The sequence below is a fragment of the Fodinicola acaciae genome, from assembly GCF_010993745.1.
GTDB lineage: Bacteria > Actinomycetota > Actinomycetes > Mycobacteriales > HKI-0501 > Fodinicola > Fodinicola acaciae.
On the sequence record NZ_WOTN01000003.1, the window covers coordinates 215,779 to 239,879 of the forward strand.

The window sequence follows — 24,101 nt, forward strand, 5'->3', positions numbered from 1 at the left end:
GGGAGATCCTTTGGCCGCGACGCCTCGTCACTGGCGGCCAGGGCCGGTAACGAGGCGTTGCGGGTCGTCGGGGACGCCCGGATAGGCGCTGGTGCCGTCCGGCAGGTACGCGGCCGCCGGTGAGCCGGCCGGCACGAACACGGCGACCTCGACGATCGGCGTGTCACCGGTGTTTTCCACCTGGTGCAACGTACGCGCCGGCAGGTGCACGCAGGTGCCTGGGCTCAGCGGGTTGTGTTCGTCGTCGACGTGCAGGATTCCGTTGCCGCGCAACACGTAGATGACCTCGTCGTAGAGGTGGTAGTGCACCGGCGCCGGCTCGCCGGCCGGCACCTCGCCGACGAAATGCGTGCCGGAGCCGAAGCCGGTCGACGGATCGGCCAGGATCCGGTATTGGCGCCCGGCGGTGGCGTGGCCGATGTCGCGTGCGTGCAACGGAGAAACCCTGCGCCGCTCACCGACGGCCACGTCGCCGGCCGGCCGCATGACGCGTACGCACACGATCTCGACCGGATCGGCGATCTCCAGCTGACAGGTCTCACCTGGCGCGATGTGGATGCCGGTCTGCGGACCGAACTCCTGCCGTGTCCGGCCGACCAGGAGGTGGCCGCCGCCGCGTACGACGAACAGCAACTCCTCGTGGCCGCCGGGGTCGAATGACGCGGTTGTGCCGGCCTGGAAGGAAAACACCGACTCGGTGAGCAGCCGGCAGCCGAACTCCTCGGTCAGCACCGCTCCGTCCGGCCGCGCGGCGGACCGGTGCACGACGAACCGCGAGGCCATCGCGCCCTCCTTTCGCCGGCATTTCCAGGGTAATCTCCGGATCAGCGCCGCGCGATGACCGGATGCGGAATCGCGCGATAGGCCGCGACCGAGGTGAGCGCCAGCCACAACCAGGTGGCGACCACGGTGATCCAGATGAGGCCGACGCCGCCAGGAAACGCGGAAAGCGCGCCGCCAGCGACAAAAGCGACGATGATCACGACGCCGGCGAGCCGAGACCACAGGCCGCGTGTGTGCCATGAGCCGGCGATGATCGCCGCGACGCCGACGCTGAGAAATCCGATGCCACCGAACACGAAATGAAGCATGCCGGCGGCGGTGAACGCTCCGCCTCCGGCGCCGGGCGGAAAGTCTTTGGTCGCGTCCGGCGGGAAAATCGCGCTGAGCACCAGGCAGATGCCGTACGCGCCGACCAGCGCCGCCGCTGTGCGCGACCATCGTGGCGTACGCAGAAGGCCGATCGCGGCCACGACGGTCATCAGGCCGGACAGCACCAGGTTGCACCACTGCAGCCAGCCGAGGTTTCCGATCAACAGCAGGCTCAACGCATCGCGTGTGAGGTCGAAGCCGGCTCTGGTGAACGCGAGAACGAGGCCGAATACGAGATAGAAGGGGCCGGCGACCACACCCCAGCCGAGCATCGAGCGGGTCACCGCGGCGCCGCGGTCGAAGCCGGACGCGGTCGGGTCTGTCATGTCGTCACTCCCGTCGGGTCAGCGGCCGTACGCCGCCAGGAACATGGATGCGGCGGCCTTGGCGATTCTGGTCCGCTCCGCCGGCCGCGGTGTCTGTCCGGATTGGAAAAGCGCGTGATCCTGGCTGCTTCCCAGCACCAGATAGGCAAACTGCGATGCGGCCAGCCGCAGGTCCGGCGCGGCCAGCAGACCCTGCTCGGACCAGCGGCGCAGCGCCGACTCGATCAGGTCGAGCCCGCGCTGAGGACCTTGTTGGTAATAGTGCGACGCCAGCTCGGGAAACTGGTCTGCTTCGGCGATGATCAACCGCCGCAACGAAAGCACGGGTTGCTCCATGACGGCGTCGAGATATCGCCGCGCCAGGCGTTGCAGGGTCTTGCGCAGGTCGTCACCGGTGCTGACCGGCGTCTGCGCGATCGCGGTGAGCTCGTCCAGGATGTGGTCGGACTTCCCGGTCACGCCACGGGCGATCTCCTCGAACAGCGTTTCCTTGTCCGCGAACTGCTTGTAGACGGTCTGTTTGGAGACACCGGCATCAGCCGCGATCTGGTCCATGCTCGTCTTGTCGTATCCGTTGCGCAGGAACAGCGCGAGCGCCGCGTCGGTGATCTGCCGGCGCTTGAGTGCCGTCCGTCCCCGCGCCAACTCGGCAGGACCGAGCTCGTCCATGTGACCTCCTCGTAGAACTGGACCGTACAGTACTCCTCCAGTACTGTACGGTCTAGTTCTCAGACAGGAGGTCAGCGATGAGATTCGACGCGGAGCTTCGGCTCAACGGGAAGACGGCGACCGGCATCGCCGTGCCGGAAGCCGTCCTGGACGGACTGGGTGGCGGACGCCGGCCGCGCGTTTCGGTGTCGTTCAACGGATACACGTTTCAGACGACGCTCGGCACGATGTCCGGCGAGGTGCTGATCCCGGTCAGCGCGGCCGTCCGCGAGGCGGCCGGCGTACGCGCCGGCGAGCGGCTGACCGTCGAGATCGAGCTGTGCCACGAGCCGGCGCAGGTCAGTGTGCCGGACGACCTGCGAACCGCGCTCGCCGCCGAACCGGACGTACGCGCGTTTTTCGACGGCCTGACCGCCAGCCAGCGGCGCGGCTACACGGAGTGGATCGAGCAGGCGAAGAAGCCGGAAACCCGGCAACGCCGGCTGGAGCAGGCGATGGAGGCTCTGCGCGCACGCCGTACCCGCCGATGACCGATCGGCCGGCCGCATATGTCGGAAATGACAAGCGACCAGCCGTACGTTGCCGTAGACCAGCGGCCTGCCGGACGGATCAGTCCTTGCCGGTCGGCTCGCCGCGATCGGCCGGATGGACTAGACACCTGGTCTAACCGGATTGCCATCCCCCCTGGTGAGCAGGTCGTTCGTCACCCATGGTGTTGTGCACGTCATCGTGACGCAGGGTTTCTCAGCACCACCTGGAGCGGACATGGCACGTTGGAAGACCGCGCTCGCCAGCGCACTCGCCGCGACTCTGGTCGCCGTCGGCCTGACGGCCTGCAGCGGATCGGGTTCCAGCGGCGTGACGACACTGACCTTCTGGACGCACACACATCCGCCGATGATCGAGCTGAACAAGAAGATCATCGCCGAGTACGAGAAGGCGCATCCCACCGTCAAGATCGACTACCAGACGATCCCCAACGACGAGTTCGGCACCAAGATGCTGACCTCGCTCAGCAACGGCACCGGTCCGGACGTGCTCAACATGGACGACAGCGCGTTGCGCGGCGAGTACATCCCCAAGCGGCTGCTCGCGCCGCTCGACGCGGCCGCCTACGGCGCCGGCTCGGTGCCGGCCGTACGAGCGAAGTACAACGCCGGCACCCTCGGCGGCGCGACCGGTGACGACGGAACGCTCTATGGCGTACCGAGCGAGTTCAACGCGACCGCGTTTGCCATCAACACCAAGCATTTCACCGACGCCGGCCTCGATCCGAACAAGCCGCCGGCGACCTGGACCGAGGTGATGGCCGACGCGAAGAAGCTCGTCGCGGCCAAGCACACCCAGGCTTTCAGCTTTCTCTACCTGCATTCGGGCTGGTACACGCAGCAGCTGCAGACGCTGCTCAACCAGACCGGCGGCACGATCACCGATCAGAAACACGAAAAGTCGACGATCGCCTCGCCGGCGGCGGTCGCCGCGCTGAAGATCTGGGTCGAGCTGGCGACCGGCGCCAACCGCGCGGCCGATCCGAACAAGTCGTCGCGTGAGGCGACCGCGCCGTTCAGCGACCTCGCGACCGGCCGGCAGTCGATGGCGATCGTCTATCCGTGGGCGATGGAACAGATCCGGCAGAGCAACCCCGACACGTACAAGCAGCTCAAGGTCGTGCCGCTGCCGCAGGTCGATCCGGCCAAACCGGCCGGCCGCTGGTATGGCTACTACTGGTGCGTCAACGGGGCGAGCAAGCATCAGAAGGAGGCGTGGTCCTTCATTTCGTACCTGTCCAGCCAACACGACCGCTGGCTGTCCGATGTGGACTTCATCCAACCGCTGAAAGGCTGGGAAAGCAGCGCGGCGGCGAAGGCGGTGCCGGCGCTGCCGGTGTGGTCAGCGGCCTACCAGAACGGAAAGTTCGACCAGGTCGCGCCGCATTACGCGGAGATCCAGGACGCACTGACCGCGATGGTCAACGACGCCGTCTTCAACGGCCTGGCACCACAGGCCGCGGCGGACAAGGCGTCCGGCCAGATCCAGCGAAGTCTTGGCAGCTGATTCGATGGCTACGCTCAGCGTCCTTCGGCCGGTCCGCCGGCCGAAGGATCCCGCGCAACGGCACCGAAACCTGGTCGGCGTGACGCTCGCCGCGCCGGCACTGGTGTTGTTTGCGGCGTTCGCGATCTATCCGATGTTGCGGGTCTTCTACCTGTCCGTCTTCGACTACAGCCTGACCGCGCCGCCGGAGTTCGTCGGCCTGAAAAACTTCCAATATCTGGCAACGGATCCGCGCTTCGGCGCGGCGCTGGCGCAGACGATCTGGTATGCCGCCGGCACGTACGTCCCGGCGCTGGTGCTCGCCCTAGTGCTCGCGCACGCGTTGAACAGCCGGATGCGCGGTCTCGGACTGGTGCGGCTGCTGTATTTCCTGCCGGTCGCGATCAGCTGGGTCGCCGTGTCGGTGATCTGGCGGGTCGTGCTGAATCCGGACGGCATGCTCAACCAGACGCTGCACCTGAACGTGAACTGGCTGACCAGCTCGACCAGCGCGATGTGGGGCCTGGTGCTGATGAGCGTGTGGAAGGAGACCGGCTTTTTCCTTATCCTGTTCTTGGCCGGCCTGCAGACAATCCCGGACGACGTCTTCGAGGCGGCTCGGCTGGACGGCGCCGGCTGGTGGCACCGCTTCTGGTATGTGACGCTGCCGATGCTGCGGCCGGTCACCGCGGTGTGCTCGGTGATGGCGGTGATCCGCGGCTTCCAGGCGTTCAGTCCGCAGGCCGTGCTCACCAACGGCTCCTTCGGCACCGAGGTCGTCAACCTTTTCGTCTACAAGACGGCTTTCGAGAACGCCCGGATGGGTCGCGCGTCCGCGGTAGCGGTCATCATGTTTCTTTTGTTGCTGGCGTTGACGCTGCTGCAGCTGCGAGTTTTCGCGCGGAGGGACCGATGACGGATCAGGCGACCCGGCCGGCGCGGACTCCGGTCGTCGAGGTCCCCGCGGAGCCGGTGCGGCGGCGGTCGTACCGGCACCGCCCGGCCGCCATCGCCGGACGTACGCTCGTGGTGCTGCTGGCCACCGCCGGCGGGCTGGTTTTCCTTTCTGTGCTGGCGTACGCGGTGCTGACCGCGCTCAAACCCGCCGGTGAGGTGCTGGCCGTACCGTTGAGCTGGCTGCCGAGCCACTTCGACTGGGGAAACCTCGCGTTGCCTTTCACTCAGACGCCGTTTGCGCGCTATTACGGCAACAGCGTGTTCGTCGGTGTTTGTGTGACGGCTCTGAACGTGCTGACCTGCACTGCGGCCGGCTACAGCTTCGCGAAGTTTCGTTACCGGGGACGGAATGCCGCCTTCGTGATCGTACTAGCGACGCTGATGGTGCCGGTCGAGATCATCTACGTGCCGCTCTACACCCTGGTCTATCAGCTCGGCTGGGTCGACAGCTTCGCCGGCCTGATCGTGCCGGCCGGCACCAGCGCCTTTGGCATTTTCCTGATGCGGCAGGCGATCGACGGCGTACCGGACGAGTTGCTGGAGGCGGCGCGGCTGGACGGTGCCGGCGAGTTGCGAACGCTGGTCTCGATCGTGGTGCCGGTGGTCCGCGGTCCGATGGCCGCGCTGGCGTTGTTTGTGTTCATGACAAACTGGGACTCGCATTTGTGGCCGTTGTTGGTGGCTTCGGACGATGACCACCGGACGTTGCCGGTTGGGTTGGCGGCGATGCAGGCCAACAACCTTGGCAGTGCCGGCGTACCCATGATGATGGCGGCGGCGCTGCTGGCCTTGCTGCCGACGGTCTTGTTGTTTGTCACCCTGCAGAAGCGGTTTGTGGAAGGGGTGACGATGTCGGCCGGGATCCGGTGAGCATTTGGCGGTGGCGTGGTTTTGTCGGTGCGTTAGATGAATTGATGTGGCTCGCTGGATGGCGTCGGAGAGCTGCGACGGCTGGGATGGCCGCTCGAAGCGCCAAACACCGCCTCGCAGTGGCCATATATCGCGACAGCGGCAATGGGAGTGCGACGACCGATCGCGGACTACGATTTCGCTTGCGGCGAAGGAAAATAGCCAGGTTTGGCGGCCGGTTTTGTCGGCAAGGCCGGTATTATTGGAGGCATGACCACTCCTTCCGTCGCCACCGCGCCAGTCGGTGACCCGTGGCCGGAGGAAGACCCGAACGTGCTGGCCGCGATGCTGCGTGTCGCCGAGCGGGAGTATCGCGAGGCCGCGGCCAGTCGCCGGGTGCAGCGCGCTCGCGCGTTCTGTCCGGGCATGGCGTTGAACGGTGAGATGTTGGCGCCGAAGCTGGACCTCGCCGCCCAAGCCATGCGCCGCGGCGACCTCGCGGACTCGCAGTTGGACGCGATCCGTACGGTGATCACGAGGTTGCCGGCGCACGTGGACTTCCAGCAGCGCCGCGAAGCCGAAGCGGCCATCGTGGAAGGCGCCAAGCATATGGATGCCGGCCGGCTCTATCGGCTCGGCACCCGGCTGCATGCCTACCTGGACCCCGACGGCGCCGCGCCATCGGAGAAAGAAGACGCCAAGCCGCGCCGGGAGCTGCACTGCACACCGGTCGCGACGGCCGCCTCGCGTTGCGCGGCATTCTCGACGCCGAGACCGGCAGTCTGTTGCAGGACGTGCTCTCGCCACTGGCCAAACCAGAGGGTGAGGACGGTAAGCCCGATCCTCGATCAGCTGCCGAGCGTAACGGTGACGCGCTTGCCGACATCCTGAATCTCGTGGCTGATGCGGGGAAGTTGCCGATCCAGGGCGCCGAGCGGCCGCACCTGACGGTGACGATCTCCTGGGAGATGCTCCGCGACTGCCTGGGTGTGGCGCGCGCGTACGAGGGCCCGACCATCAGCCCCGAAACCGCCCGCCGCCTCGCCTGCGACGCGGACATTATTCCGGTCATCCTCAACTCCGAAGGCGTACCACTGGACGTCGGCCGCAAGGAACGGCTGGCCGGCCCAGAGCTGCGGAAAGCGTTGATCGCCCGCGACAAAGGCTGCACCCGGCCCGGATGCACGCGGCCCGTCCGGCACACGCGGTCGACCACATCGTGTCGTGGGTGGACGGTGGCACCACCTGTCTGGAAAATTGCGTGTTGCTCTGCGACCGGCACCATCGCGAAATTCACCACACCGACTGGACCATACGGATGAACAACGGCCACCCTGAATTCACCCCACCAATCGACGTGGACTACGAGCAAAAGCCGCTCCGAAATGCCTATCACCTGTACGGCTGAACCGAACAGGTGGACCACCAACCAACAACACAAACGCTCGCTCCTCGCCTCAGCAAACCGAACGCTGAGGCGAGGAAAGGCATGTCTCGTGCGGCTCGATGAAGCGGCCGAAACCACCAGGTCGCTGTTGCTTGCGGACGCGAAAGTTGGACACAACCCACGCCGCGTCAGAAAGCGTTGGATTGTCATCGTGTCGCGTTGACTCCGGCGCGGGTCACGGCACGCTTTCCCGGCACGCCCAGCCGCCTTCTGGATCACCGGACCCGGCATCCCATTTCAGAAACACACCACTAGGACGTACGGGTGAAGGTGACGTGGGTGATGCCGCTCGGCGCGGACGTCGCCTCGACCTGGTAGTCGTTTTCCAGGCCCTCCAAGCCATCCCACAGACGTACGCCACGGCCGAGCAGGATGGGGACGATGGCGACGTGCAGGTGGTCGACCAGGCCGGCGGCGAGGAACTCGCGGATGACGGTGGCGCCGCCGCCGAGGCGCACGTCCTTGCCGTCGGCGGCTTTCCGCGCGGCCTCCAATGCCTCGGCCGGTGAGGCGTCCAGGAAATGGTACGTCGTGCCGCCTTCCATTTCGATCGACGGCCGCGTGTGGTGCGTCAGGACGAAAACCGGCGTGTGGAACGGTGGATTGGGGCCCCAGGCGCCTTTCCAGTCGGGGTCCTCGTGCCAGCCGGGGTGACCAAACTTGCCGGCGCCCATGATTTCCGCGCCGATGCCCGGATCGTGCTGCTGGACGAAGGCGTCGTCGACACCACCGCTGCCGCCGGCCTGCCACCAGCGGGTCGCGAACATCCATTGGTGCAGGCGCTCACCGGCGTGACCGAAATGTGCGTCGGCGCTCTGGCCGGCGCCGGTGCCGAAGCCGTCGAGTGAGATGGCGAAGTTGTGGACGCGCAGGAGTGACATCGTCGCCGTTCCTTCGTGAGATCGGGATGGGTGCCAATGAGCCTGCGACGGATCGGCTCATACGTCCAATGCCAAAGTTCATGCGGTTCCATAGATAAGGTCAATACGCGCTGGACAGCGATTGGAGAATGACGGCATGTTGCGGGTTCTGGTCGCCGAGGACATGCGGATCCTGCGCGACACGCTGGTTGCCGTCATCAACCTGGAGGACGACCTCGAGGTGGTCGCCGAGGTGGCCAGCGGAGACCAGATCGTGGCAGCGGCGCTGGAACACCGGCCTGACGTGGCCGTGCTGGACGTCGACCTGCCCGGCGTGGACGGGCTGACCGCCGCGGCGACGCTGCACGACGAGCTGCCGGCCTGCCGCGTACTGATCCTGACCGCGCTCGGCCGGCCGGCCCATCTGCGGCAGGCGGTCGCCGCGCACGTCGCCGGGTTCATGGTCAAGGACACGCCGTCCGACCAGCTGGTCGCCGCTGTACGCCGAGTCGGCGCCGGTGAGCGGGTGTTCGACCCGGCGCTGGCGGTGGCCGCGCTGGAGACGGCGACCAGTCCCTTGTCCGATCGCGAGCGCGAGGTCCTCAAACGACATGCCGAAGGTGCGTCGGCGGTGGAGATCGCGGCCGCGCTCCACCTGTCGTACGGCACCGTACGCAACTACCTGGCGGCAGCCGTGACCAAGCTTGGAGCGCGCAACCGCGTCGACGCGGCACGCATCGCGCGCGAAGCCGGCTGGCTCTAGTGCAATCTGCACATTGACGTCGTGCCGGTGACACTGGCTGGCCGGCCGCGGCGCGGCCGAGACTGAGGCCATGGGTACGAGGGTCCTGATCGCCGAGGACGTGGCCGTGCTGCGGGAGACGCTGGTCGCGCTCCTGCAGCTGGAGGCCGACCTGGACGTCGTGGCCGCGGTCGCCGGCGGCGATCACATCCTGCCGGCCGCGCTCCGCCACCGGCCCGACGTGGCGCTGCTCGACATCGACCTGCCGGCCGTCGACGGCCTCACCGCCACCGCCGAGCTGCGCGTACGGCTGCCGGCCTGCCGCGTCCTGATCCTCACCGGGCTGGCGATGCCGGACCGCGTCGACCGGTCACGTGCCGCCGGAGCCGCCGGCCTCCTGGTCAAGGACACTCCGGCCGACTTCCTCGCCGACGCCGTACGACGCGTCGCGCGCGGCGAGCGTGTCTTCCCCGGCTGATGGCACGCGTACGGTCAGCTCGAACCGATCGCCGTCGCGGCTCGCCGACACCTCGCCGCCGAGCGCCGAAGCTCGGCTGGACATGTTGGCCAACCCACGGCCCCGCCGCTCAGTCGCCTCATCGCGTACGCCGTCGTTGACGACTCGCACGCCATCGATGGCGACCTCGATCTCGCACCATCTGGCATCAGAATGGCGCAGCACGTTGGTGACCGCCTCGCGCAACACGGTGGCCAGCACCGCATCGACCTGCTCAGGGAGCGCCGCCGTGCCGCGTACGTCCACCGACACGCCGGCGGAGGTCAGCAGCGTACGAGCGGCCGCCAGCTCGCTCTGCAACGAGACGGCGCTCTCACCGACGGTGACCGAGCGGAGATCGGCGCGCGCCTGTCCGGCCAGCCGCAACATCGCCGCCAGCTCACCGGATGCACGCTCGTCGTCGCGGCCGACCAGCTTGCCGGCCAGGTCGCTTTTGAGTGCCAGCGCGGACAAACCGAGGCCGAGCAGGTCGTGCGTGTCCTGCGCGACGCGCTCTCGCTCGCGGGCCAACGCGGCACTGGCCAGCTGCCGGCGGACCGCCTCGACCTGCTCGGCGAGATCCGGCAGCCGTGACAGTCCGTAGACGACAATGCCGGCGGTCGCCGCCGCACCGGCCTGATAGAGGACGGTCGCGCTGTCCGTGGCGACCCCGTAGACGGCCCGGTTGCCGATGCCGTAGTAGAGACCGAGCACCGGCAGGCTCCACGCCACGCCGACGCCTGTGACGACCGCGACGAAGGCGCTCCACCCCCAGCGTCGTGGCAACAGCAGAACGGCCGAACCGGCCGCGAAACCGGCCAGCGTGAGGATGTTCCAGTCGTACGCGGGAAACCACGCGAACGGCAGCAACGTCTGGACGGCCAGCGTGAAAGGCCAGCCGCGTGGCCGGGCGGCGGCCCGCCAGCCGAGGCTGTGATGGAGCTGCAGCGCGACCAGCACGGCGATGCTGGCGATCGCCACCGCGGAGCCGCCGGCGACCAGGACGTTCGCGGTCAGGATCACCGCCTGGCCGGCGAGTACGACCGCGAGCGTCACCCTCGCCAGCCGAGGCGCGACGCCGGAGGTCGACGGCAAGGACGCAGGTCGCGGCTGGTCGGCGGCGACGGCCGTACGCACCTGCTCGAGACCGCGGCGCGCCGCCTTCGCCGCCGCCGTCAGCTCGGCACGAGCCGCGTCACGGTCGGTCGGCAGCACCGCGATGGCCGCGCGGACGTGCTCGGTCGTCGCCTCAAGGTTGTCGCCGATGGCCGTACGCAGCCGGTCGGCCGACCAGCGCCGCTCCGCTGCGACAGCCAGCTCGGCGAGCTCGGTCCTGGCCGCGCGCAGCGTGGCGACCAGGTCGGCCGGCCGCACCAGTCCAAACAACGCCAGGCCGGTGACGACCGGCGCGACCAGCATCCAGGTGTAGAACGCGCTTTTGGGACCATTCCACGGAATTCCCAGCACCGCGATGCGTGCGGCCTCGACGACGACAACCGCGCCGAAGAGCGGCCACGACCTCGGCGCTCGTACGGTCAACAGCAACAGACCGGCCAACAGACCGGCCGCCGCGTTGATCCAGCGTTGACCGAAAACCGCGAGCGGCGCGTACGTCAGCATCGCCTGCACGGCCAGCAGCCAACCGGCATGCCGCGCCCAGAACGCGCGACCGAGCGGCACCGCGTAGAGCAGCGGCAACACGAACAGCGCCGCCAGCACCGCGCCACCGCCGGGGCCGCTCCAGTAGATCGCGTTGCCGAGCCGGGTCAGCAGCGTCAGGCCGAGAAACGCCACCGGAAGCACCTGCACGAGTCGGTACGCCGGCGTGAGCCGCTCGCTGTCCGTCAACCGCACTCCTCACCGATCGACCTGACGATACGGCCTGATGTGCAAAGTGCACACCAACTCCGATGCACATTCCACGCGCTCCTGATGATCGCAGGCACTGGTCGCGTATCCGCAGGTCAGAAGACACTTACGGCACACAGAAGAACGCACTGAGGAGTCAGCGATGCGAGGATGGCGCAGGTTTGCTTTCCACTATCTGGAAATGACCGTGGCGATGCTGGTCGGCATGGCCGTGCTCGGCGGCGCGCTGCGGCTCGCCCTGGCAGCGGCCGGCGTGCCGTACTCGATGGACCGCTATCCGGTCCTGGTCACCCTGGAGATGGGCGTGACCATGGCGGTCGCGATGGCGGTGTGGATGCGCGTACGCCGGCACGGCTGGCCGCCGACGGTGGAGATGAGCCTGGCAATGCTGGTGCCGGCGGTCGCGGTCGCGCCGCTGGTGGCGTGGAACGTGCTGGACGGCATGTCCTCGATGGTCGTCGAGCACACCACGATGTTCGTGCTGATGCTTGTCGTGATGCTGCGGCGGCGCGACGAATACCTGGCGCATCACCACGGCAGCGGCCGGCTGGCGAAAGCCGTACGACGTGTGCTGCCGGCGTTTGGCCGTGGGCTGTTTGTCCTGCTCTCCATCGCGATCCTGCCGTCCGCGGCGTTCGCCATCGGCTCGGTCAGCTACGAGCACAGCCGCTATGCCCCTGCCGCGTCGAGCGCCGTCGTCAATGTCGCGGCGCCGGTGTACGACCCGAGCAAACCGACCGTCGCGATCGTCGTCGGCAACGATGGCGCCAATGTCGCCGACACTCTCGTGCCGTACGCGGTGCTGTCGGCCACCGGCAAGGTCAACGTCTACACCGTCGCGGCCGAGCGGCGTCCGGTCACGCTGCTGGGTGGGCTCGACCTGGTGCCGGATCTCAGCTTCGACCAGCTCAGGCAGCGCGTCGGCGCGCCGAGCGTGACGATCGTGCCGGACATGCCGCCGTCGGACACGGCAGACGCCAAGGTGGCGGCGTGGCTGCGGAGTGTTTCCGGTCACGGCCTGGTGCTCGGCGTGTGCACCGGCGCGCGGCTGCTCGCCAAAGCCGGCCTGCTCGACGGCCGCCCGGCGACCTCGCACTGGTATCGGCTTTCCGAGCTGCAGCACAAATTTCCGGCGGTCAACTGGCAGCGTGGAGTGCGTTACCTCGATGACGGCGACCTGATCACCACCGGCGGACTGTTGTCGTCAGTGGACGGTACGCTCCGCGTCATCGAGCGGCTGCTCGGCACCGACGCCGCTTCGAAGGCCGCCACCACGGTCGCCTGGCGCTATTACTCGCCCGGCAAGCCGGCCGCGCTGCCGGTCGAGCGGCTGACCGCCAGCGACGCGATCACCCACATCCTCAACAGCGGCTTTCGTGCCAACGACACCACTGTCGGCGTCGTGCTCTCCGACGGCGTCGACGAGCTCGACCTGGCCGCCGCCTTCGACCCGTACGGCGAGATCAAGGCCGCGCGTACGCTCGCCATCAGCGCCGACGGCGGCACCGTACGCTCGCGGCACGGCCTGACCTTCGTGCCTCGCGCCGGCATGGACGCGGCCGGCCGCGTCGATCACCTGCTGATTCCGCGCAGCGACAAGGATTCCGATCTCTCCGCGGCGCGGCGAGCGCACGTGCCGGTCGCGTATCTGGCGCACCAGTCCGGCTTCGCGTTCGACGCGGCGCTGCGCGAGCTGGCGCTCACGACCGACACGACGACCGCGCACTGGGCCGCAAAAATCCTCGAATATCCCAGTGCCGACCTGGACCTGGCCGGACCCGGCTGGCCGTGGCTGCCGACCGTACGGCCGGCGCTGCTCGGCCTGACCGGACTCGCGATCGCCCTGCTGGCTGTGTTCCTCTGGCGACGCGGTCATAAGTCGACGGTCTGACCGTCAGTCCGACGATGTCTTGGACGACTGGCAGCGTGCGAGCCAGTGTGGTCGTCGTACCGATAGTGGAGGAGTCGACGTGGACCGCGGTTCGTACGCCGTCAACAGCATCAGCCTGGACAACCACGAGACGCTGGCCGCGTCCGTCGGCGACCGCGGTCCGACGGTCGTCCTGGTGCACGGCCTCGGCCTCGACTGGCGGATGTGGCGGCCGGTGATGGACCAGCTGGCGCGCGGCCGCCGTGTCATCGCCTACGACCTTCGCGGCGACGGCGAGCCGTTCACGATGACGGACGCGGCGGCGGATTTGTTCGGCGTACTCGACGCTTTCGATGTCCCCCAGGCACATGTCGTCGGCCTTTCCTTCGGTGGTGCGATCGCCCAGACCGCGGCCGTCACCAATCCGGGCCGCTTCGCCTCGCTGTCACTGCTGGCCACCACCGACATTCCGTTTGCCGGCTTCGAAAACCGCGCCCGGTCGGCCGAGGTCGATGGCATGGCCGCGCAGCTGGAGCCGTCGCTGAGCCGGTGGTTCACGGCTTCGGCACTCGCCGCCGACGGTGCGGGCGTACGTTATGCCCGCGAGCAGGTGCTGCGCGGCAGTCCGGCGGCCTGGGCCGCGGCGTGGCGCGCGTTCAGCGGATTGGACGTACGCGGCCGGCTGGCCGATTTTCCGGCGCCGGCGCTCGTACTCGCCGGCGAGGCCGACGTGTCCACCACGCCGGAGCTGATGCGTCAGATCGCCGCCGGCATTCCCGGCTCCACGTTCCGTGAGCTGCCGGCCGCTCCGCACATGCAGACACTGGAATGTCCGGACGCGGTCGCGGCGGCACTTGACGAATTCCTGCCGCAACGCTGACGAACCGTTGACACAGTCGCCCCAGTCGGTAATGTAGCGCTAAACCTCGACGATCTTGACGAGGTCTTCTCCACCAACTTTCAGGAGTGACGTGACAAACAACGAACAGCTGGCATTTCTCGACAACATCGAGGCCGACCTGGCCACCACCCCGGCGAAGAGCCGCACCCCGGGCGGGATCCGGCGGCGCATCGGCATGGGGCTGGCGATGGCCGCGACCGGCATCGGATTCCTGGCCATGACCGGCACCGCCGCGCACGCCGACAATCCTTACTGTGGCGTGCCAAACCCGGTGACCTACGACCACACCAAGTATTGCACCGCGCTCGCCTACTATCATTTCGAATATCTCGGCCAGACGACCGCCGGACCCGGCGGCCAGCGGACGTGTTATCAGTTCTGGCGTACGTTCGTCGACTGGGGCTGCGGTTCCGACCCCGGCCGGTTCGCGTCGGTCTGCGTTTAGCCTACCCGGAGGCCGCGTCTCGATCAGGGACGCGGCCTCTTCGCGTGAACGGAATCCAAAGTGGACACTCCAGTCACCGTCATCGTTGTCGCCAAAGACGAACAGCGGTGCATCGGTCGTTGTTTGGACAGCGTGGCCGGCCTCAACGTACTCGTCGTGGACACCGGCTCGACCGACCAGACACCGGGAATCATCGCCGACCGGGGCGTACGCCTGGTCCATCAGCCGTGGCCCGGTTCGTTTGCCGAAGCGCGCAACGGCGCGATCGACCTCGTCCAGGACGGCTGGATCTTCTTCCTCGACGCGGACGAATGGCTGGCCGACCGGAACATCCATCCGCTCCTGGCGTCGGCGGCACGGACGTACGATCCGAGCCGTACGGTCTTCGCGCCGGTCATCCAGCACGTCGGGCGCGACACCGCGATGACCGACGTACCAAGGATTTTCCTTGCTTCCAGCGGCATTCGCTATCACGGGCGGGTCCACGAATATCCGGTGGCATCCGGTCCGCTCGAGCTGGTGGGGCTTGGCATCCAGGTCAACCACGACGGTTACCACCCGGACGTGCTGACAGAAAAAGACAAGCTCACTCGCAACCTCGAGCTGCTGCGCGCCGCGCGGCAGGAAGATCCCGACAATCCGCGCTGGTGGTATTTCACCGTACGCGACGGCCTGCGCACCTACGACCGCGACCAACTGGTCGACCTTTGCGCTGCCTCCAGGGATCTCGCCAAGCGCAGTCCGGTCACCGGCGACCGTCTCGACGCCGTCGACTACTACCGCCGGACGCTTTTCCAGGCCTGCCAGGCATTCGCCATGATGCAGGACTGGAACCAGGTGCTGCGATCCTGCGCCGAGCTCGACCGTGTCCATGACGGCGACAGTCCGGACGCGCACTATCTGCGCATGGTCACCGTACTTTTCAACGATGCCGCGGCGGCCGCCGATCTGGTCAAGACAATCCAGCTCCGGCGCGCGTCCGACAACCTGGCCACCAGCGTCATCGATCCAACCGGCCGCCACCTGGACGCCGTCATCGTCGCTTTGCTGGCACGTCTGAGAACCGAGGACGAGGCCGACCAGTATCGCCGGCTCAGCAAGCCATGGACCGATCTCTTCTTCGAGAACTCACACCTGCGCGCCTTGCACGATACATAGATCATCTTTATATTGGTCGACGTGGAAGCACTACGCGAGCCGACTTTCCTGATCCTGACCGCGCTGGCTGACCGGCCGTTACACGGCTATGGCGTCATCCAGGAGGTCTGCGCGCTGTCCGACGACCGGGTGCGCCTGCAGGCCGGCACGCTCTACACGGCGCTGGACCGGCTGGTCGCCGAAGGCCTGGTCAGTCCCGACCGCGAGGAAATCGTCGACGGCCGCAAACGGCGCTATTACCGGTTGACCGACGACGGCGCCGCGGCGCTGGCCGCCGATATCGCCCGACAGCGCGCGAACGCGGCCGCGGCCGCTCGCCGGCTGAGAGCTCGCGCCAGCGTACGCACCGCATAGAAAGGACCCCGATGAGCAACGACGCCGCCGGGTTGGACAGGCGTTATCGCCTGCTGTTGCACGCTTATCCGCGCGCATATCGCCGCGACCGTGGCGAGGAAATCCTCGACACCCTGCTGGCCGCCGCGCCACCTTCTCGCCGTTTTCCGGCCATGCGCGAAACTTTCAACCTGCTGCGCGGCGGAATGCGCTGCCGGCTGGGCCGGCCACGCAGCCGGATGATCGTGGTCGTCGCCGCGCTCGCGGTCATCGTCGGCGCGTTTCTCGGCGCCTCCGCCGCTTCGTGGCTCGGCTGGCAAACCGCACGTGCGTTGCCGGATTCGGCGCAAACCGCCGGCATTTCCCGGCTCATCGGCGATGCACCGACGAATCTCACCCGGCACGACGAGCTTTTCTACTATCCGTACACCGGTCCGGACACGCCGCTGTTCGGCGAGGACGACTACAACGCCGGCGAGATTTCCTGGGGATATCAGGTCAACGTCACGCCGGCCAACTTCCCGGCGATCGCCGCCGCCGCGCGCGACCGTCTCGCCGCGGCGGGATGGCAGGTCAGCGGCGTCATCCCGCAGCAGGAAGGCACGATGCCGGAGGCGAGATTCCTTGCCAGCAAAGACGGACTGACCTTGACGTACTCGGTGCAGCCGGACACGACACCGCCAGGACCGCAGGTGTCACTGGAGCGTGCGGAGCCGTGGCCGGTCTGGCCGCTGACCGCGCTCGGCATCCTGCTCGGCGGTCTCGCCGGCTGGCTGTTCGCCGGCTGGGTGAGCCGGCGTACGCAAACCCGCGGCTGGTTCATCCAGGCGCTGACGCTGTCCACCGCGGCCGTCAGCATCGCGCTGACACTTCTGTTCGTGGCCATCATCGTTTCCTCGCAGCTGACGATGTGGACGGACCCGGCGACCTGGACGCCGGCCTTCCGGCCATTCGCGCTGTGGACGCTGTTCATGGTTTTTCCGTTCCGGCTGCCGCTGCTGATCGACCTGGCCGCCATCCTGGCCACCGCCGCGCTGGCCGCGCTGCCACACCGGTCGCGACGCCGCACGGCCGACGCGGCGCGAGCGTGAGCATCAGGCACCGGTTTCATCAGATCTGGTGACGAGTTCCGCTGCCTCTGCGACCAGACTGAAACGCGTCACCGGCCGTGACGTTCGCGGCCCATGGCGGAAAGGGACAGCTTGATGGACAGGCGAACGCTTTTGACCGGCGCTGCCGCGGTTGGCGCGTCGATAGCGGCCGGCGGTCTGGCGACCAGTGCTGCGCCAGCCTCGGCAAGCAGCGCCGGCACACTTGGCGACCTGCGTGAGGCGATGGCGGCGCGAGTCGCGCGCGGCGAACTGGTCGGCATGGTGTACGCGGTCGCGCGGCAGGGCCGCGTACATGTCGACACGGTCGGCACGATGTCGCTGGACAGCGACCAGCCGATGCGGCGCAGCACGCCGTTCCGGATCGCCTCGCTGACCAAGCCGGTCGTCTCGACGGCCGCGATGATGCTGGTCGAGGACGGCCGGCTGGCGCTGGACGAACCGGTCGACCGGCTGTTGCCGGAGCTGGCCGGCCGGCGCGTACTGACGAAAATCGACGCGCCGCTCGACCAGACGGTGCCGGCTCGGCGGCCGATCACCCTGCAGGACCTGCTGACCCTGCGGATGGGCTACGGCATGATCTTCGAGCCGAGCTTCGAGCCGTCGTATCCGGTCATCAAGGCCGCGAGCGACCTGCAGCTGGTGATGGCGCAACCGGATCCGCGTACGCCGTGGCGTCCGGACGAGTGGATCCGCCGCTTCGGCACGCTGCCGCTGATGGACCAGCCCGGCGAGCACTGGCGTTACAACGCCGGGATGCTCGTGCTGGGCGTACTGGTCGCGCGGGCCGCTCGCCGTCCACTTGGCGACTTCCTGGCCGAGCGGATCTTCCGGCCGCTCGGCATGCGACAGACCGGTTTCTGGCTGCCGGCCGCGCAGGCACGCCGGTTGCCGGACCTCTACGTCGGCGACCCACAGACCGGCAAACTCCAGAAAGACGTCAGCTCGCCGCCGCAGGTGTGGTCGCGGCCGCCGGCTTTTCCGTCCGCTGCCGCCGGTCTGGCCTCCACCATCGACGATTACCTTGCTTTCAGCCAACTCCTGCTCAACAGGGGCGTCAGTCGGCACCGGCGGCTGCTGTCGGCGGAGTCGGTCGACCTGATGACGACCAACCACCTCACGCCGCAGCAGCTCGCCGCGGTCGGGCCGGGACCGCTGGGCAACCGCGGCTGGGGATACGGCATGTCCGTGTCGGTGACACCCGACGCCGTCTCCGCTCCTGGCCGCTATGGCTGGGAAGGCGGCTATGGCACGCTGTGGTTCAACGACCCGCACCGCGATCTCACCGTGATCGCCATGACGCAGACCGTCGACTTCCTGTTCAACGGCGGAGCCGACGAGTTTCAGCGGCTGGCGGTCACAATCTAGGCCAGCCGTACGTCCTTGACGGCGAGCGAATGTTGGCCTTTCTGGTAGGAAACCTCGCGGATGCCCAGCGCCTGCCCGAGCTTTCCGGCCGGCAGCACCACCGGTGTCGGCGCCGGTCCATGACCCGGCGCCGGCAGCGGGTACGCGGTGGTCGTCGCGCTGTGGAAGGTCACGTTTCCCTCTGTTTTGGTGAAAAGCTGGTGCACATGACCGTTCAGGCAGGTGACGGAGGAAAACCGGCGCAGATAGCTGAGGGCCTGGGTGGCGTCGTCGGTCCCCCAGCCCCAGGCCGGATACATCGCGAACAGCGGAATGTGGCTGAAAACCACGATCGGCGTGTCGGAGGACAGTGACGCCACGTCTTTACGAATGAACTCCAGCTGTTCGGCGCCGAGATGTCCGAGCTTTTCCAGGCTCAGCGTGTTGACCAGCGACAGGAAATGTACGCCTTTAACGTCGAAGCTGTACCATCCGTCGCCGCGCGTACCGGCACCGAAGAACTGGCGATATTTCTGTCCGGTGTCGTCGATCGAGTCGTGCTCGCCGGGGACGGTCATCGCCTTTCCGGTGCGCAGTCCGCTCATCATCTGCTTCACCTGGTCAAACTGCGCCTTGGTGGCCAGATGCGTCAGGTCTCCGGTGTGCATCACGAAATCCGGCCGGCGCGGCAGCGCGTTGATCTGGTTGATCGCATGCGAAAACGACTCGGTGACGGCGGTGTTGGCCGCTCCGGTGAAACCGAGATGGCTGTCGCTGACCTGTACGAACCGCAGCGCGTTCGGATCGTCGGCGGCCGGCGGCGCGGACTGGCCGGCCACATGGCTGATCACCTCACCACCGGCGACCACCAGCACGACCGCGGAGCCGAACCAGGCCGTGTGCCGCAGCAACTGCCGGCGGCTCATGCCGTGCGGATCCTGTTTCTCCTCCGTGTTTTCCTCTGTGGTCATCGCGTCACCACCACGGTCCCGGTCATGAACGGGTGGATCGTACACAGATACTGATATGTCCCCGGAGCGGTGAAAGCGTGCCGGTAGACGCCGCCGGTGTTCAGCGTCGGCGACCGCAGCTGGCTGGCCGGCGGCACCGACGTGACCGTATGCGCGTCCTGGTCTGCGTTCGTCCACGTCACGGTCACACCGGCCTTCACGGTGATCGTCGCTGGCACGAAGGCGAAGTTCTTGATCGAGACGGTGTTCGTGGCGACCGGTGCGGCGTTCTGGGTCGCGCTCGGCGCCGGCATGGACATCCCCGGCATCGGCTGGCTGGCGCCGGCCGGAGCCGCCGGCGCGGTCGACCCGCAGCCGGCGAGCAGTCCGAGGCTCACCCCGCCGGCCGCGCAGGCGACCCCGATGGCAGTTATCCGCATGGTGGTTTTCCTCTCCTGGACCGGTTTTTCGGTTCATCTACCGATAGCCGGCCGGGTTACGCGTGCGGAGCGAAAACCTGGATGGCGCCGTCGATCTCACGGACCGCGAGGCGCGGCAGCGGCGGCAGCTGGGTCGGCAGCTGGTGCCGCAACACCTGTCCACCGACCGAAAACGCGGCGCGATGGCACGGACAGTTGAGCTGGCGGTGCGGCAGGTCCAGCACCAGCCGGCAGCCCAGGTGCGTACACACCCCGGAAACCGCGCGCAGTTTTCCGTCCGTACGCTGGACGAATCCCAGCACGGTCCCCAGGTCGAACGGTTTCACGCCACCGTCGGGCAGCTCCGCGCTGGCGGCGACCGTACGCCACTGGCCGTCGTTGGGCTGCAGTGTGTCGCCTTGGTCGGCCAGCGTTTCCTGCTGGCCCAAGGTGAATCCGGCGGCCGCACCGACCGCCGCCGAGCCGGCGGCGACACCGGCCACCATGCCGGCCGCCTGCACGAACCGCCGCCGGCCGGTGGTCAGCCTCACCGGCTCGGCGGACTCGTCCTCCATGGCGGCGCTGAGGCGTTTGCGCAGCGCGTCCACGAACTCCTCGGACGGCCGGTCACCGGCTGCCGAGCGCAACTCGATGGCCGTACGCACGTACGCCTCCTCGTCCGCGTCGGCGGCAAACCTCCGTGTCCGCCGGCCACGGAGCAGATCGGCGACGAACCGCCGCAGCTGTCGCGTCCTCACGGCCTCATCCCCTCCGCAACCACCGCCGCCTGACGTAAGGCACGGTGCTGCAGGACCTTCACGTTGCCAACTGTCACGCCGAGCTCGGCGGCGGCCTCTTTCAGCGTGTACGCACGCAGAAACCGCAGCTCCAGCACCTGCCGATAGCGCGGCGGCAACGCGGCCAGGATCATCTCGGCACGCGCCGACGCCACCCCGTTGGGCCGCGCCGGCTCGAAGACGTCCTCGATCTGCTCGGTGTCCAGCGTGGTGACCGGCCGGCCGAGCGTACGCCGCCAGTATCCGGCCAGCACCGTCCTGGCCACGGTGAGCAGATACGCGCGCACCTCGCCGACGCTCGCCGACATGCGCAACGGTCGCAGTGCCGCCAGAAAAACCTCCTCGGTCAGGTCCTCCGCGTCCGGCCGGTTGCCGACCTTGGCGAACATCAGCCGATACACCCGGTCCACATTCTCTCTATAGATCGTCTCCCAGTCGGGATACACGTCGTCACCGACCACGCGCAGCCTCGGTGGACCGGTGACCACGTCCGTCGTGGTCCGCTCCGCCTGCTCCGCCGGCCCGCGCCATGCTCGAAACCGGTGCGGCGCCACCTCTCACCATCCCCGCAAGTCGCCTGCGGTCCATAACCGCTTCCATGACGAGATACACGGTCGGGTTACACCCATGGGTTCAAGACGCATCTGGGTGAGGTGTCGACAGCTCGACGGCTCGACGGCTCGGTCGCGGCAACGCCGCCGCCGCGGGCGACCGCCGGTCCTCCGGTCGGACCTCACGCGGCCGAGATCAACATCCTCGCAGTCACCCCACGCGGTGGTGATATCGCGTTGGCGGCGAGGAGGGGCACGACGTACGAGGTCGACTATTTCGCTTGTAGCGAAGGAAAACAGTTATCACAGATGTGTTTGGTGGCGTGGTTTTGTCGGTGTGGCCGGTATTATTGGAGGCATGACCACTCCTTCCGTCGCCACCGCGCCAGTCGGTGACCCGTGGCCGGAAGAAGACGCGAACGTGCTCGCGGCGATGCTGCGTGACGCCGAGCGAGAGTATCGCAAGGCCGCGGCGCGGGTGTTGAAAATCGTCAAGGCGATCGAGCACAAAGAGGCGTACGAGCAGCTGCAGGCCAAAAACATGCAGCAGTTGCCGGAAGATCAGCTGTTGCTCTCCCCGACCGAAGCCAGTCGCAGGGTGCAGCGCGCCGGCGCGTTCTGTCCCGGCATGGCGCTGACCGGTGAACTGTTGACGCCAAGCATATGGATGCTGGTCGTCTCTATCGGCTCGGCACCCGGTTGCATGCCTATCTGGACCCGGATGGCGCGGCGCCGTCGGACAAGGACGATGCGAAGCCGCGCCGGGAGTTGCACCTGCACACCGGTCGCGACGGCCGCCTCGCGCTGCGCGGCATTCTCGACGCCGAGACCGGTTCCCTGCTGCAGGAAGTGTTGTCACCGCCGGCAAAGCCGGAAGGTGAAGACGGCAAGCCCGATCCTCGATCAGCTGCCGAGCGTAACGGTGACGCGCTTGCCGACATCCTGAATCTCGTGGCTGATACCGGGAAGTTGCCGATCCAGGGCGCCGAGCGGCCGCACCTGACGGTGACGATCTCCTGGGAGATGCTCCGCGACTGCCTGGGTGTGGCGCGCGCGTACGAGGGCCTGACCATCAGCCCCGAAACCGCCCGCCGCCTCGCCTGCGACGCGGACATTATTCCGATCATCCTCAACTCCGAAGGCGTACCACTGGACGTCGGCCGCAAGGAACGGCTGGCCGGACCAGAGCTGCGGAAAGCGTTGATCGCACGAGACAAAGGTCGCACCCGGCCCGGATGTACGCGGCCGGTCCGGCACACGCGGTCGCATCACATCGTGTCATGGGTGGACGGTGGCACCACCTGTCTGGAAAATTGCGTGTTGCTCTGCGACCGCCATCATCGCGAAAATTCACCACACCGACTGGACCGTACGGATGAACAACGGCCACCCGGAGTTCATCCCACCACTCGATGTGGACTACGAGCAAAAGCCGCTCCGAAATACCTACCACCTGTACGGCTGACCCGAACAGGTGGACCACCAACCAACAACACAAACGCTTGTTTCCTCGCCTCAGCTATCGGAATGTTGAGACGAGGACCAAGCGTGTCCCATGTCTTTCAGCCTCACACAGCAGGGGCGAAGCACTGCCCGCCGTCGCGCTGGTGCCATACCTGCCACCAAATCCTACGAACACGACAACGCACCACTAGTCGTCGATGGCCTGGTAGACCGTCGTCCAAAAATCCTGTGAGCTCGGCAGCCGCTGGTCGCCGGCGTGCGCTCGTTGCATGAACAGGATCGTCGTCAGGTCCTCGACCGGGTCGTTGTACCAGACGGTGCCGTAATAACCAGGCCAACCATAGCTGCCGACCGAAGGGCCGAGATGTGTACGGCGAGTACGCACCGACAGGCCAAACCCCCACCCCATGGCACCGAAGTATCCCGGCCAGAATCCGGAAACCGCCTTCTGCGCCGGGGTCAGCTGGTCTGTGGTCATCAGCGCCACCGCCGGCCGGGAGAGCGCTCGGCCACCGGCGAGCAACGCGGACGCGAAAGCAAGGTAGTCCGCGGCGGTGGACACGAGTCCACCGCCACCTGACTCGAAGAGCGGCGGCCGGCTCCATCGTCCGTCGGGACGGTCGTCGACGACCAGCTCGCCGGTGGCTTCGTCGCGCGCGTACGCGGTCGCCAAGCGGTCGAGGTGTTCGCTGCTGAAGCCGGTGTCGGGCATGCCGAGCGGTTCGCAGATCCGTTGGCGTACGGCCGCGTCGAGGGACGTGCCGGTGGCGCGCGCGATGAGTACGCCGGTCACGTCGGCGGCGGTGTCGTACATCCAGCGCTCACCCGGCTGATGGACCAGCGGCAGCGCGCCGAGCCGGCGCATCCACTCGTCCGGCGCCGGCTCGCCGATGGCATCGAGGGCGTCGGCGATTGGAGCCTCGGCAACGACCATGCCAGTGCCGAAGGTGAAGGTCAGCAGGTCCCGCAGCGTGACCGAACGATTCGCCGCGACCGTGTCGTCCAGCGGTCCGTACGGGTCGGCCAGCACTCGCATGCCGGTCAACTCCGGCAGAAGGTCGTCGACCGGATCATCGAGGCGCAGCGTGCAGTCCTCCACGAGCGTCATCGCGCACGCGGCGACGACCGGCTTGCTCATCGAGGCCATCCGGCAGATCGTGTCGGCGGCCATCGGGGTCGTCGAGCCGGCGCCTTCAAAGGCGAGGTTGCCGACTGCCGCGATGTGGACGTGGCCTTTGCGTGCGAGCACGACCAGCGCACCGGGGACGAAACCGGAGTCGACCTGACGCGCGAGCAGATCCCACAGCCGCGCCAGCCGTTTCGACGAGAAGCCACCAGAAGTCACCGGTCGAATAT

25 protein-coding genes and 1 pseudogene are annotated in these 24,101 nt (G+C 67.5%); 16 read left to right on the forward strand and 10 right to left on the reverse strand.

Features of this window, described 5'->3' with window-relative positions:
- Positions 1-27 precede the first annotated feature (27 nt).
- The 3 genes from GNX95_RS27395 to GNX95_RS27405 are packed head-to-tail and all read right to left on the reverse strand — an operon-like array spanning position 28 to position 2,147.
- Positions 28-783, reverse strand: a complete 756-nt coding sequence (locus GNX95_RS27395) for a cupin domain-containing protein (protein ID WP_163510510.1) — start codon at positions 781-783, stop codon at positions 28-30.
- A gap of 41 nt (positions 784-824) precedes the next feature.
- Positions 825-1,478 carry a DUF998 domain-containing protein gene (locus GNX95_RS27400; protein WP_222853990.1) on the reverse strand — a complete coding sequence of 218 codons (654 nt, stop codon included), beginning with the start codon at positions 1,476-1,478 and terminating at the stop codon, positions 825-827.
- A gap of 18 nt (positions 1,479-1,496) precedes the next feature.
- Positions 1,497-2,147, reverse strand: coding sequence for a TetR/AcrR family transcriptional regulator (locus GNX95_RS27405; protein WP_163510511.1), 651 nt, complete (start codon positions 2,145-2,147; stop codon positions 1,497-1,499).
- A 77-nt stretch (positions 2,148-2,224) separates the two neighbouring features.
- On the opposite strand from GNX95_RS27405, the gene GNX95_RS27410 reads away from it, so the two are divergent.
- From GNX95_RS27410 to GNX95_RS44425, 6 genes and pseudogenes are all read left to right on the forward strand, one after another.
- A complete protein-coding gene (locus GNX95_RS27410; protein WP_163510513.1) occupies positions 2,225-2,677 on the forward strand; it encodes a YdeI/OmpD-associated family protein in 453 nt (150 codons plus the stop codon).
- 235 nt (positions 2,678-2,912) lie between these two features.
- Positions 2,913-4,202 (forward strand): ABC transporter substrate-binding protein, encoded by a 1,290-nt coding sequence (locus GNX95_RS27415; RefSeq protein ID WP_163510515.1) that lies wholly within the window; start codon positions 2,913-2,915, stop codon positions 4,200-4,202.
- A 4-nt stretch (positions 4,203-4,206) separates the two neighbouring features.
- The gene (locus tag GNX95_RS27420) at positions 4,207-5,097 is read left to right on the forward strand and encodes a carbohydrate ABC transporter permease (RefSeq protein ID WP_163510517.1); all 891 of its coding nucleotides are present in this window, start codon (positions 4,207-4,209) and stop codon (positions 5,095-5,097) included.
- Positions 5,094-6,008 (forward strand): carbohydrate ABC transporter permease, encoded by a 915-nt coding sequence (locus GNX95_RS27425; protein ID WP_163510519.1) that lies wholly within the window; start codon positions 5,094-5,096, stop codon positions 6,006-6,008. Before GNX95_RS27420 ends, GNX95_RS27425 begins: the two co-directional genes overlap by 4 nt.
- 405 nt (positions 6,009-6,413) lie before the next feature.
- Positions 6,414-7,087, forward strand: a pseudogene (locus tag GNX95_RS43435) (DUF222 domain-containing protein); the annotation flags it as partial.
- 80 nt (positions 7,088-7,167) lie between these two features.
- On the forward strand, positions 7,168-7,395 hold the full coding sequence (locus tag GNX95_RS44425; protein WP_425483919.1) for an HNH endonuclease signature motif containing protein: 228 nt from the start codon (positions 7,168-7,170) through the stop codon (positions 7,393-7,395).
- A gap of 290 nt (positions 7,396-7,685) precedes the next feature.
- On the opposite strand, the gene GNX95_RS27445 is transcribed toward GNX95_RS44425, so the two are convergent.
- On the reverse strand, positions 7,686-8,315 hold the full coding sequence (locus tag GNX95_RS27445) for a dihydrofolate reductase family protein (RefSeq protein ID WP_163510526.1): 630 nt from the start codon (positions 8,313-8,315) through the stop codon (positions 7,686-7,688).
- Positions 8,316-8,451: 136 nt separating this feature from the next.
- Between GNX95_RS27445 and GNX95_RS27450 the strand changes: the two genes are divergently transcribed.
- Both GNX95_RS27450 and GNX95_RS27455 read left to right on the forward strand, forming a co-directional pair.
- Entirely contained in the window at positions 8,452-9,057 is a 606-nt protein-coding gene (locus GNX95_RS27450; RefSeq protein WP_163510528.1) for a response regulator transcription factor, read from the forward strand.
- 70 nt (positions 9,058-9,127) lie between these two features.
- A complete protein-coding gene (locus GNX95_RS27455; protein ID WP_163510529.1) occupies positions 9,128-9,514 on the forward strand; it encodes a response regulator in 387 nt (128 codons plus the stop codon).
- On the opposite strand, the gene GNX95_RS27460 is transcribed toward GNX95_RS27455, so the two are convergent.
- A complete protein-coding gene (locus GNX95_RS27460) occupies positions 9,407-11,380 on the reverse strand; it encodes a sensor histidine kinase (protein WP_163510531.1) in 1,974 nt (657 codons plus the stop codon). The two genes, GNX95_RS27455 and GNX95_RS27460, sit on opposite strands and share 108 nt — an antisense overlap.
- Before the next feature lie 163 nt (positions 11,381-11,543).
- Between GNX95_RS27460 and GNX95_RS27465 the strand changes: the two genes are divergently transcribed.
- From GNX95_RS27465 to GNX95_RS27495, 7 genes are all read left to right on the forward strand, one after another.
- On the forward strand, positions 11,544-13,292 hold the full coding sequence (locus GNX95_RS27465; RefSeq protein ID WP_163510532.1) for a DJ-1/PfpI family protein: 1,749 nt from the start codon (positions 11,544-11,546) through the stop codon (positions 13,290-13,292).
- Positions 13,293-13,371: 79 nt separating this feature from the next.
- Positions 13,372-14,151, forward strand: coding sequence for an alpha/beta fold hydrolase (locus GNX95_RS27470; protein ID WP_163510533.1), 780 nt, complete (start codon positions 13,372-13,374; stop codon positions 14,149-14,151).
- 91 nt (positions 14,152-14,242) lie between these two features.
- Positions 14,243-14,617 (forward strand): hypothetical protein, encoded by a 375-nt coding sequence (locus GNX95_RS27475; RefSeq protein WP_163510534.1) that lies wholly within the window; start codon positions 14,243-14,245, stop codon positions 14,615-14,617.
- 60 nt (positions 14,618-14,677) lie between these two features.
- Positions 14,678-15,775 (forward strand): glycosyltransferase, encoded by a 1,098-nt coding sequence (locus GNX95_RS27480; RefSeq protein WP_163510535.1) that lies wholly within the window; start codon positions 14,678-14,680, stop codon positions 15,773-15,775.
- Between the two features lie 21 nt (positions 15,776-15,796).
- Positions 15,797-16,129, forward strand: a complete 333-nt coding sequence (locus tag GNX95_RS27485; protein WP_163510536.1) for a PadR family transcriptional regulator — start codon at positions 15,797-15,799, stop codon at positions 16,127-16,129.
- An 11-nt stretch (positions 16,130-16,140) separates the two neighbouring features.
- On the forward strand, positions 16,141-17,199 hold the full coding sequence (locus tag GNX95_RS27490) for a hypothetical protein (RefSeq protein WP_163510537.1): 1,059 nt from the start codon (positions 16,141-16,143) through the stop codon (positions 17,197-17,199).
- A 114-nt stretch (positions 17,200-17,313) separates the two neighbouring features.
- Positions 17,314-18,585, forward strand: a complete 1,272-nt coding sequence (locus GNX95_RS27495; protein WP_163510538.1) for a serine hydrolase domain-containing protein — start codon at positions 17,314-17,316, stop codon at positions 18,583-18,585.
- Here the strand turns inward: GNX95_RS27495 and GNX95_RS27500 are convergent.
- Genes GNX95_RS27500 through GNX95_RS27515 form a run of 4 tightly spaced genes read right to left on the reverse strand, consistent with a single transcriptional unit; the run spans position 18,582 to position 21,218 of the window.
- Entirely contained in the window at positions 18,582-19,535 is a 954-nt protein-coding gene (locus GNX95_RS27500; protein ID WP_163510539.1) for a metallophosphoesterase family protein, read from the reverse strand. The genes GNX95_RS27495 and GNX95_RS27500 overlap by 4 nt on opposite strands.
- Complete coding sequence (locus GNX95_RS27505; RefSeq protein ID WP_222853992.1) at positions 19,532-19,954, reverse strand: cupredoxin domain-containing protein; 423 nt, start codon at positions 19,952-19,954, stop codon at positions 19,532-19,534. The genes GNX95_RS27500 and GNX95_RS27505 overlap by 4 nt, the downstream gene beginning before the upstream one ends.
- Before the next feature lie 56 nt (positions 19,955-20,010).
- Positions 20,011-20,691, reverse strand: a complete 681-nt coding sequence (locus tag GNX95_RS27510; protein ID WP_163510540.1) for a Rieske (2Fe-2S) protein — start codon at positions 20,689-20,691, stop codon at positions 20,011-20,013.
- Positions 20,688-21,218, reverse strand: a complete 531-nt coding sequence (locus GNX95_RS27515) for an RNA polymerase sigma factor (RefSeq protein ID WP_246281860.1) — start codon at positions 21,216-21,218, stop codon at positions 20,688-20,690. Before GNX95_RS27515 ends, GNX95_RS27510 begins: the two co-directional genes overlap by 4 nt.
- Before the next feature lie 726 nt (positions 21,219-21,944).
- Between GNX95_RS27515 and GNX95_RS44430 the strand changes: the two genes are divergently transcribed.
- Positions 21,945-23,018, forward strand: a complete 1,074-nt coding sequence (locus tag GNX95_RS44430) for an HNH endonuclease signature motif containing protein (protein ID WP_163510541.1) — start codon at positions 21,945-21,947, stop codon at positions 23,016-23,018.
- On the opposite strand, the gene GNX95_RS27525 is transcribed toward GNX95_RS44430, so the two are convergent.
- Positions 22,933-24,090 (reverse strand): serine hydrolase domain-containing protein, encoded by a 1,158-nt coding sequence (locus GNX95_RS27525; protein WP_163510542.1) that lies wholly within the window; start codon positions 24,088-24,090, stop codon positions 22,933-22,935. The genes GNX95_RS44430 and GNX95_RS27525 overlap by 86 nt on opposite strands.
- Positions 24,091-24,101: the final 11 nt, after the last annotated feature.

Coding starts and splice junctions, on each gene's coding strand:
- GNX95_RS27395 (WP_163510510.1), bottom strand. CDS start 783: ATGGCCTCGCGGTTCGTCGTGCACCGGTCCGCCGCGCGGCCGGACGGA.
- GNX95_RS27400 (WP_222853990.1), bottom strand. CDS start 1,478: ATGACAGACCCGACCGCGTCCGGCTTCGACCGCGGCGCCGCGGTGACC.
- GNX95_RS27405 (WP_163510511.1), bottom strand. CDS start 2,147: ATGGACGAGCTCGGTCCTGCCGAGTTGGCGCGGGGACGGACGGCACTC.
- GNX95_RS27410 (WP_163510513.1), top strand. CDS start 2,225: ATGAGATTCGACGCGGAGCTTCGGCTCAACGGGAAGACGGCGACCGGC.
- GNX95_RS27415 (WP_163510515.1), top strand. CDS start 2,913: ATGGCACGTTGGAAGACCGCGCTCGCCAGCGCACTCGCCGCGACTCTG.
- GNX95_RS27420 (WP_163510517.1), top strand. CDS start 4,207: ATGGCTACGCTCAGCGTCCTTCGGCCGGTCCGCCGGCCGAAGGATCCC.
- GNX95_RS27425 (WP_163510519.1), top strand. CDS start 5,094: ATGACGGATCAGGCGACCCGGCCGGCGCGGACTCCGGTCGTCGAGGTC.
- GNX95_RS44425 (WP_425483919.1), top strand. CDS start 7,168: ATGCACGCGGCCCGTCCGGCACACGCGGTCGACCACATCGTGTCGTGG.
- GNX95_RS27445 (WP_163510526.1), bottom strand. CDS start 8,315: ATGTCACTCCTGCGCGTCCACAACTTCGCCATCTCACTCGACGGCTTC.
- GNX95_RS27450 (WP_163510528.1), top strand. CDS start 8,452: ATGTTGCGGGTTCTGGTCGCCGAGGACATGCGGATCCTGCGCGACACG.
- GNX95_RS27455 (WP_163510529.1), top strand. CDS start 9,128: ATGGGTACGAGGGTCCTGATCGCCGAGGACGTGGCCGTGCTGCGGGAG.
- GNX95_RS27465 (WP_163510532.1), top strand. CDS start 11,544: ATGCGAGGATGGCGCAGGTTTGCTTTCCACTATCTGGAAATGACCGTG.
- GNX95_RS27490 (WP_163510537.1), top strand. CDS start 16,141: ATGAGCAACGACGCCGCCGGGTTGGACAGGCGTTATCGCCTGCTGTTG.
- GNX95_RS27495 (WP_163510538.1), top strand. CDS start 17,314: ATGGACAGGCGAACGCTTTTGACCGGCGCTGCCGCGGTTGGCGCGTCG.
- GNX95_RS27500 (WP_163510539.1), bottom strand. CDS start 19,535: ATGACCACAGAGGAAAACACGGAGGAGAAACAGGATCCGCACGGCATG.
- GNX95_RS27505 (WP_222853992.1), bottom strand. CDS start 19,954: ATGCGGATAACTGCCATCGGGGTCGCCTGCGCGGCCGGCGGGGTGAGC.
- GNX95_RS44430 (WP_163510541.1), top strand. CDS start 21,945: ATGGATGCTGGTCGTCTCTATCGGCTCGGCACCCGGTTGCATGCCTAT.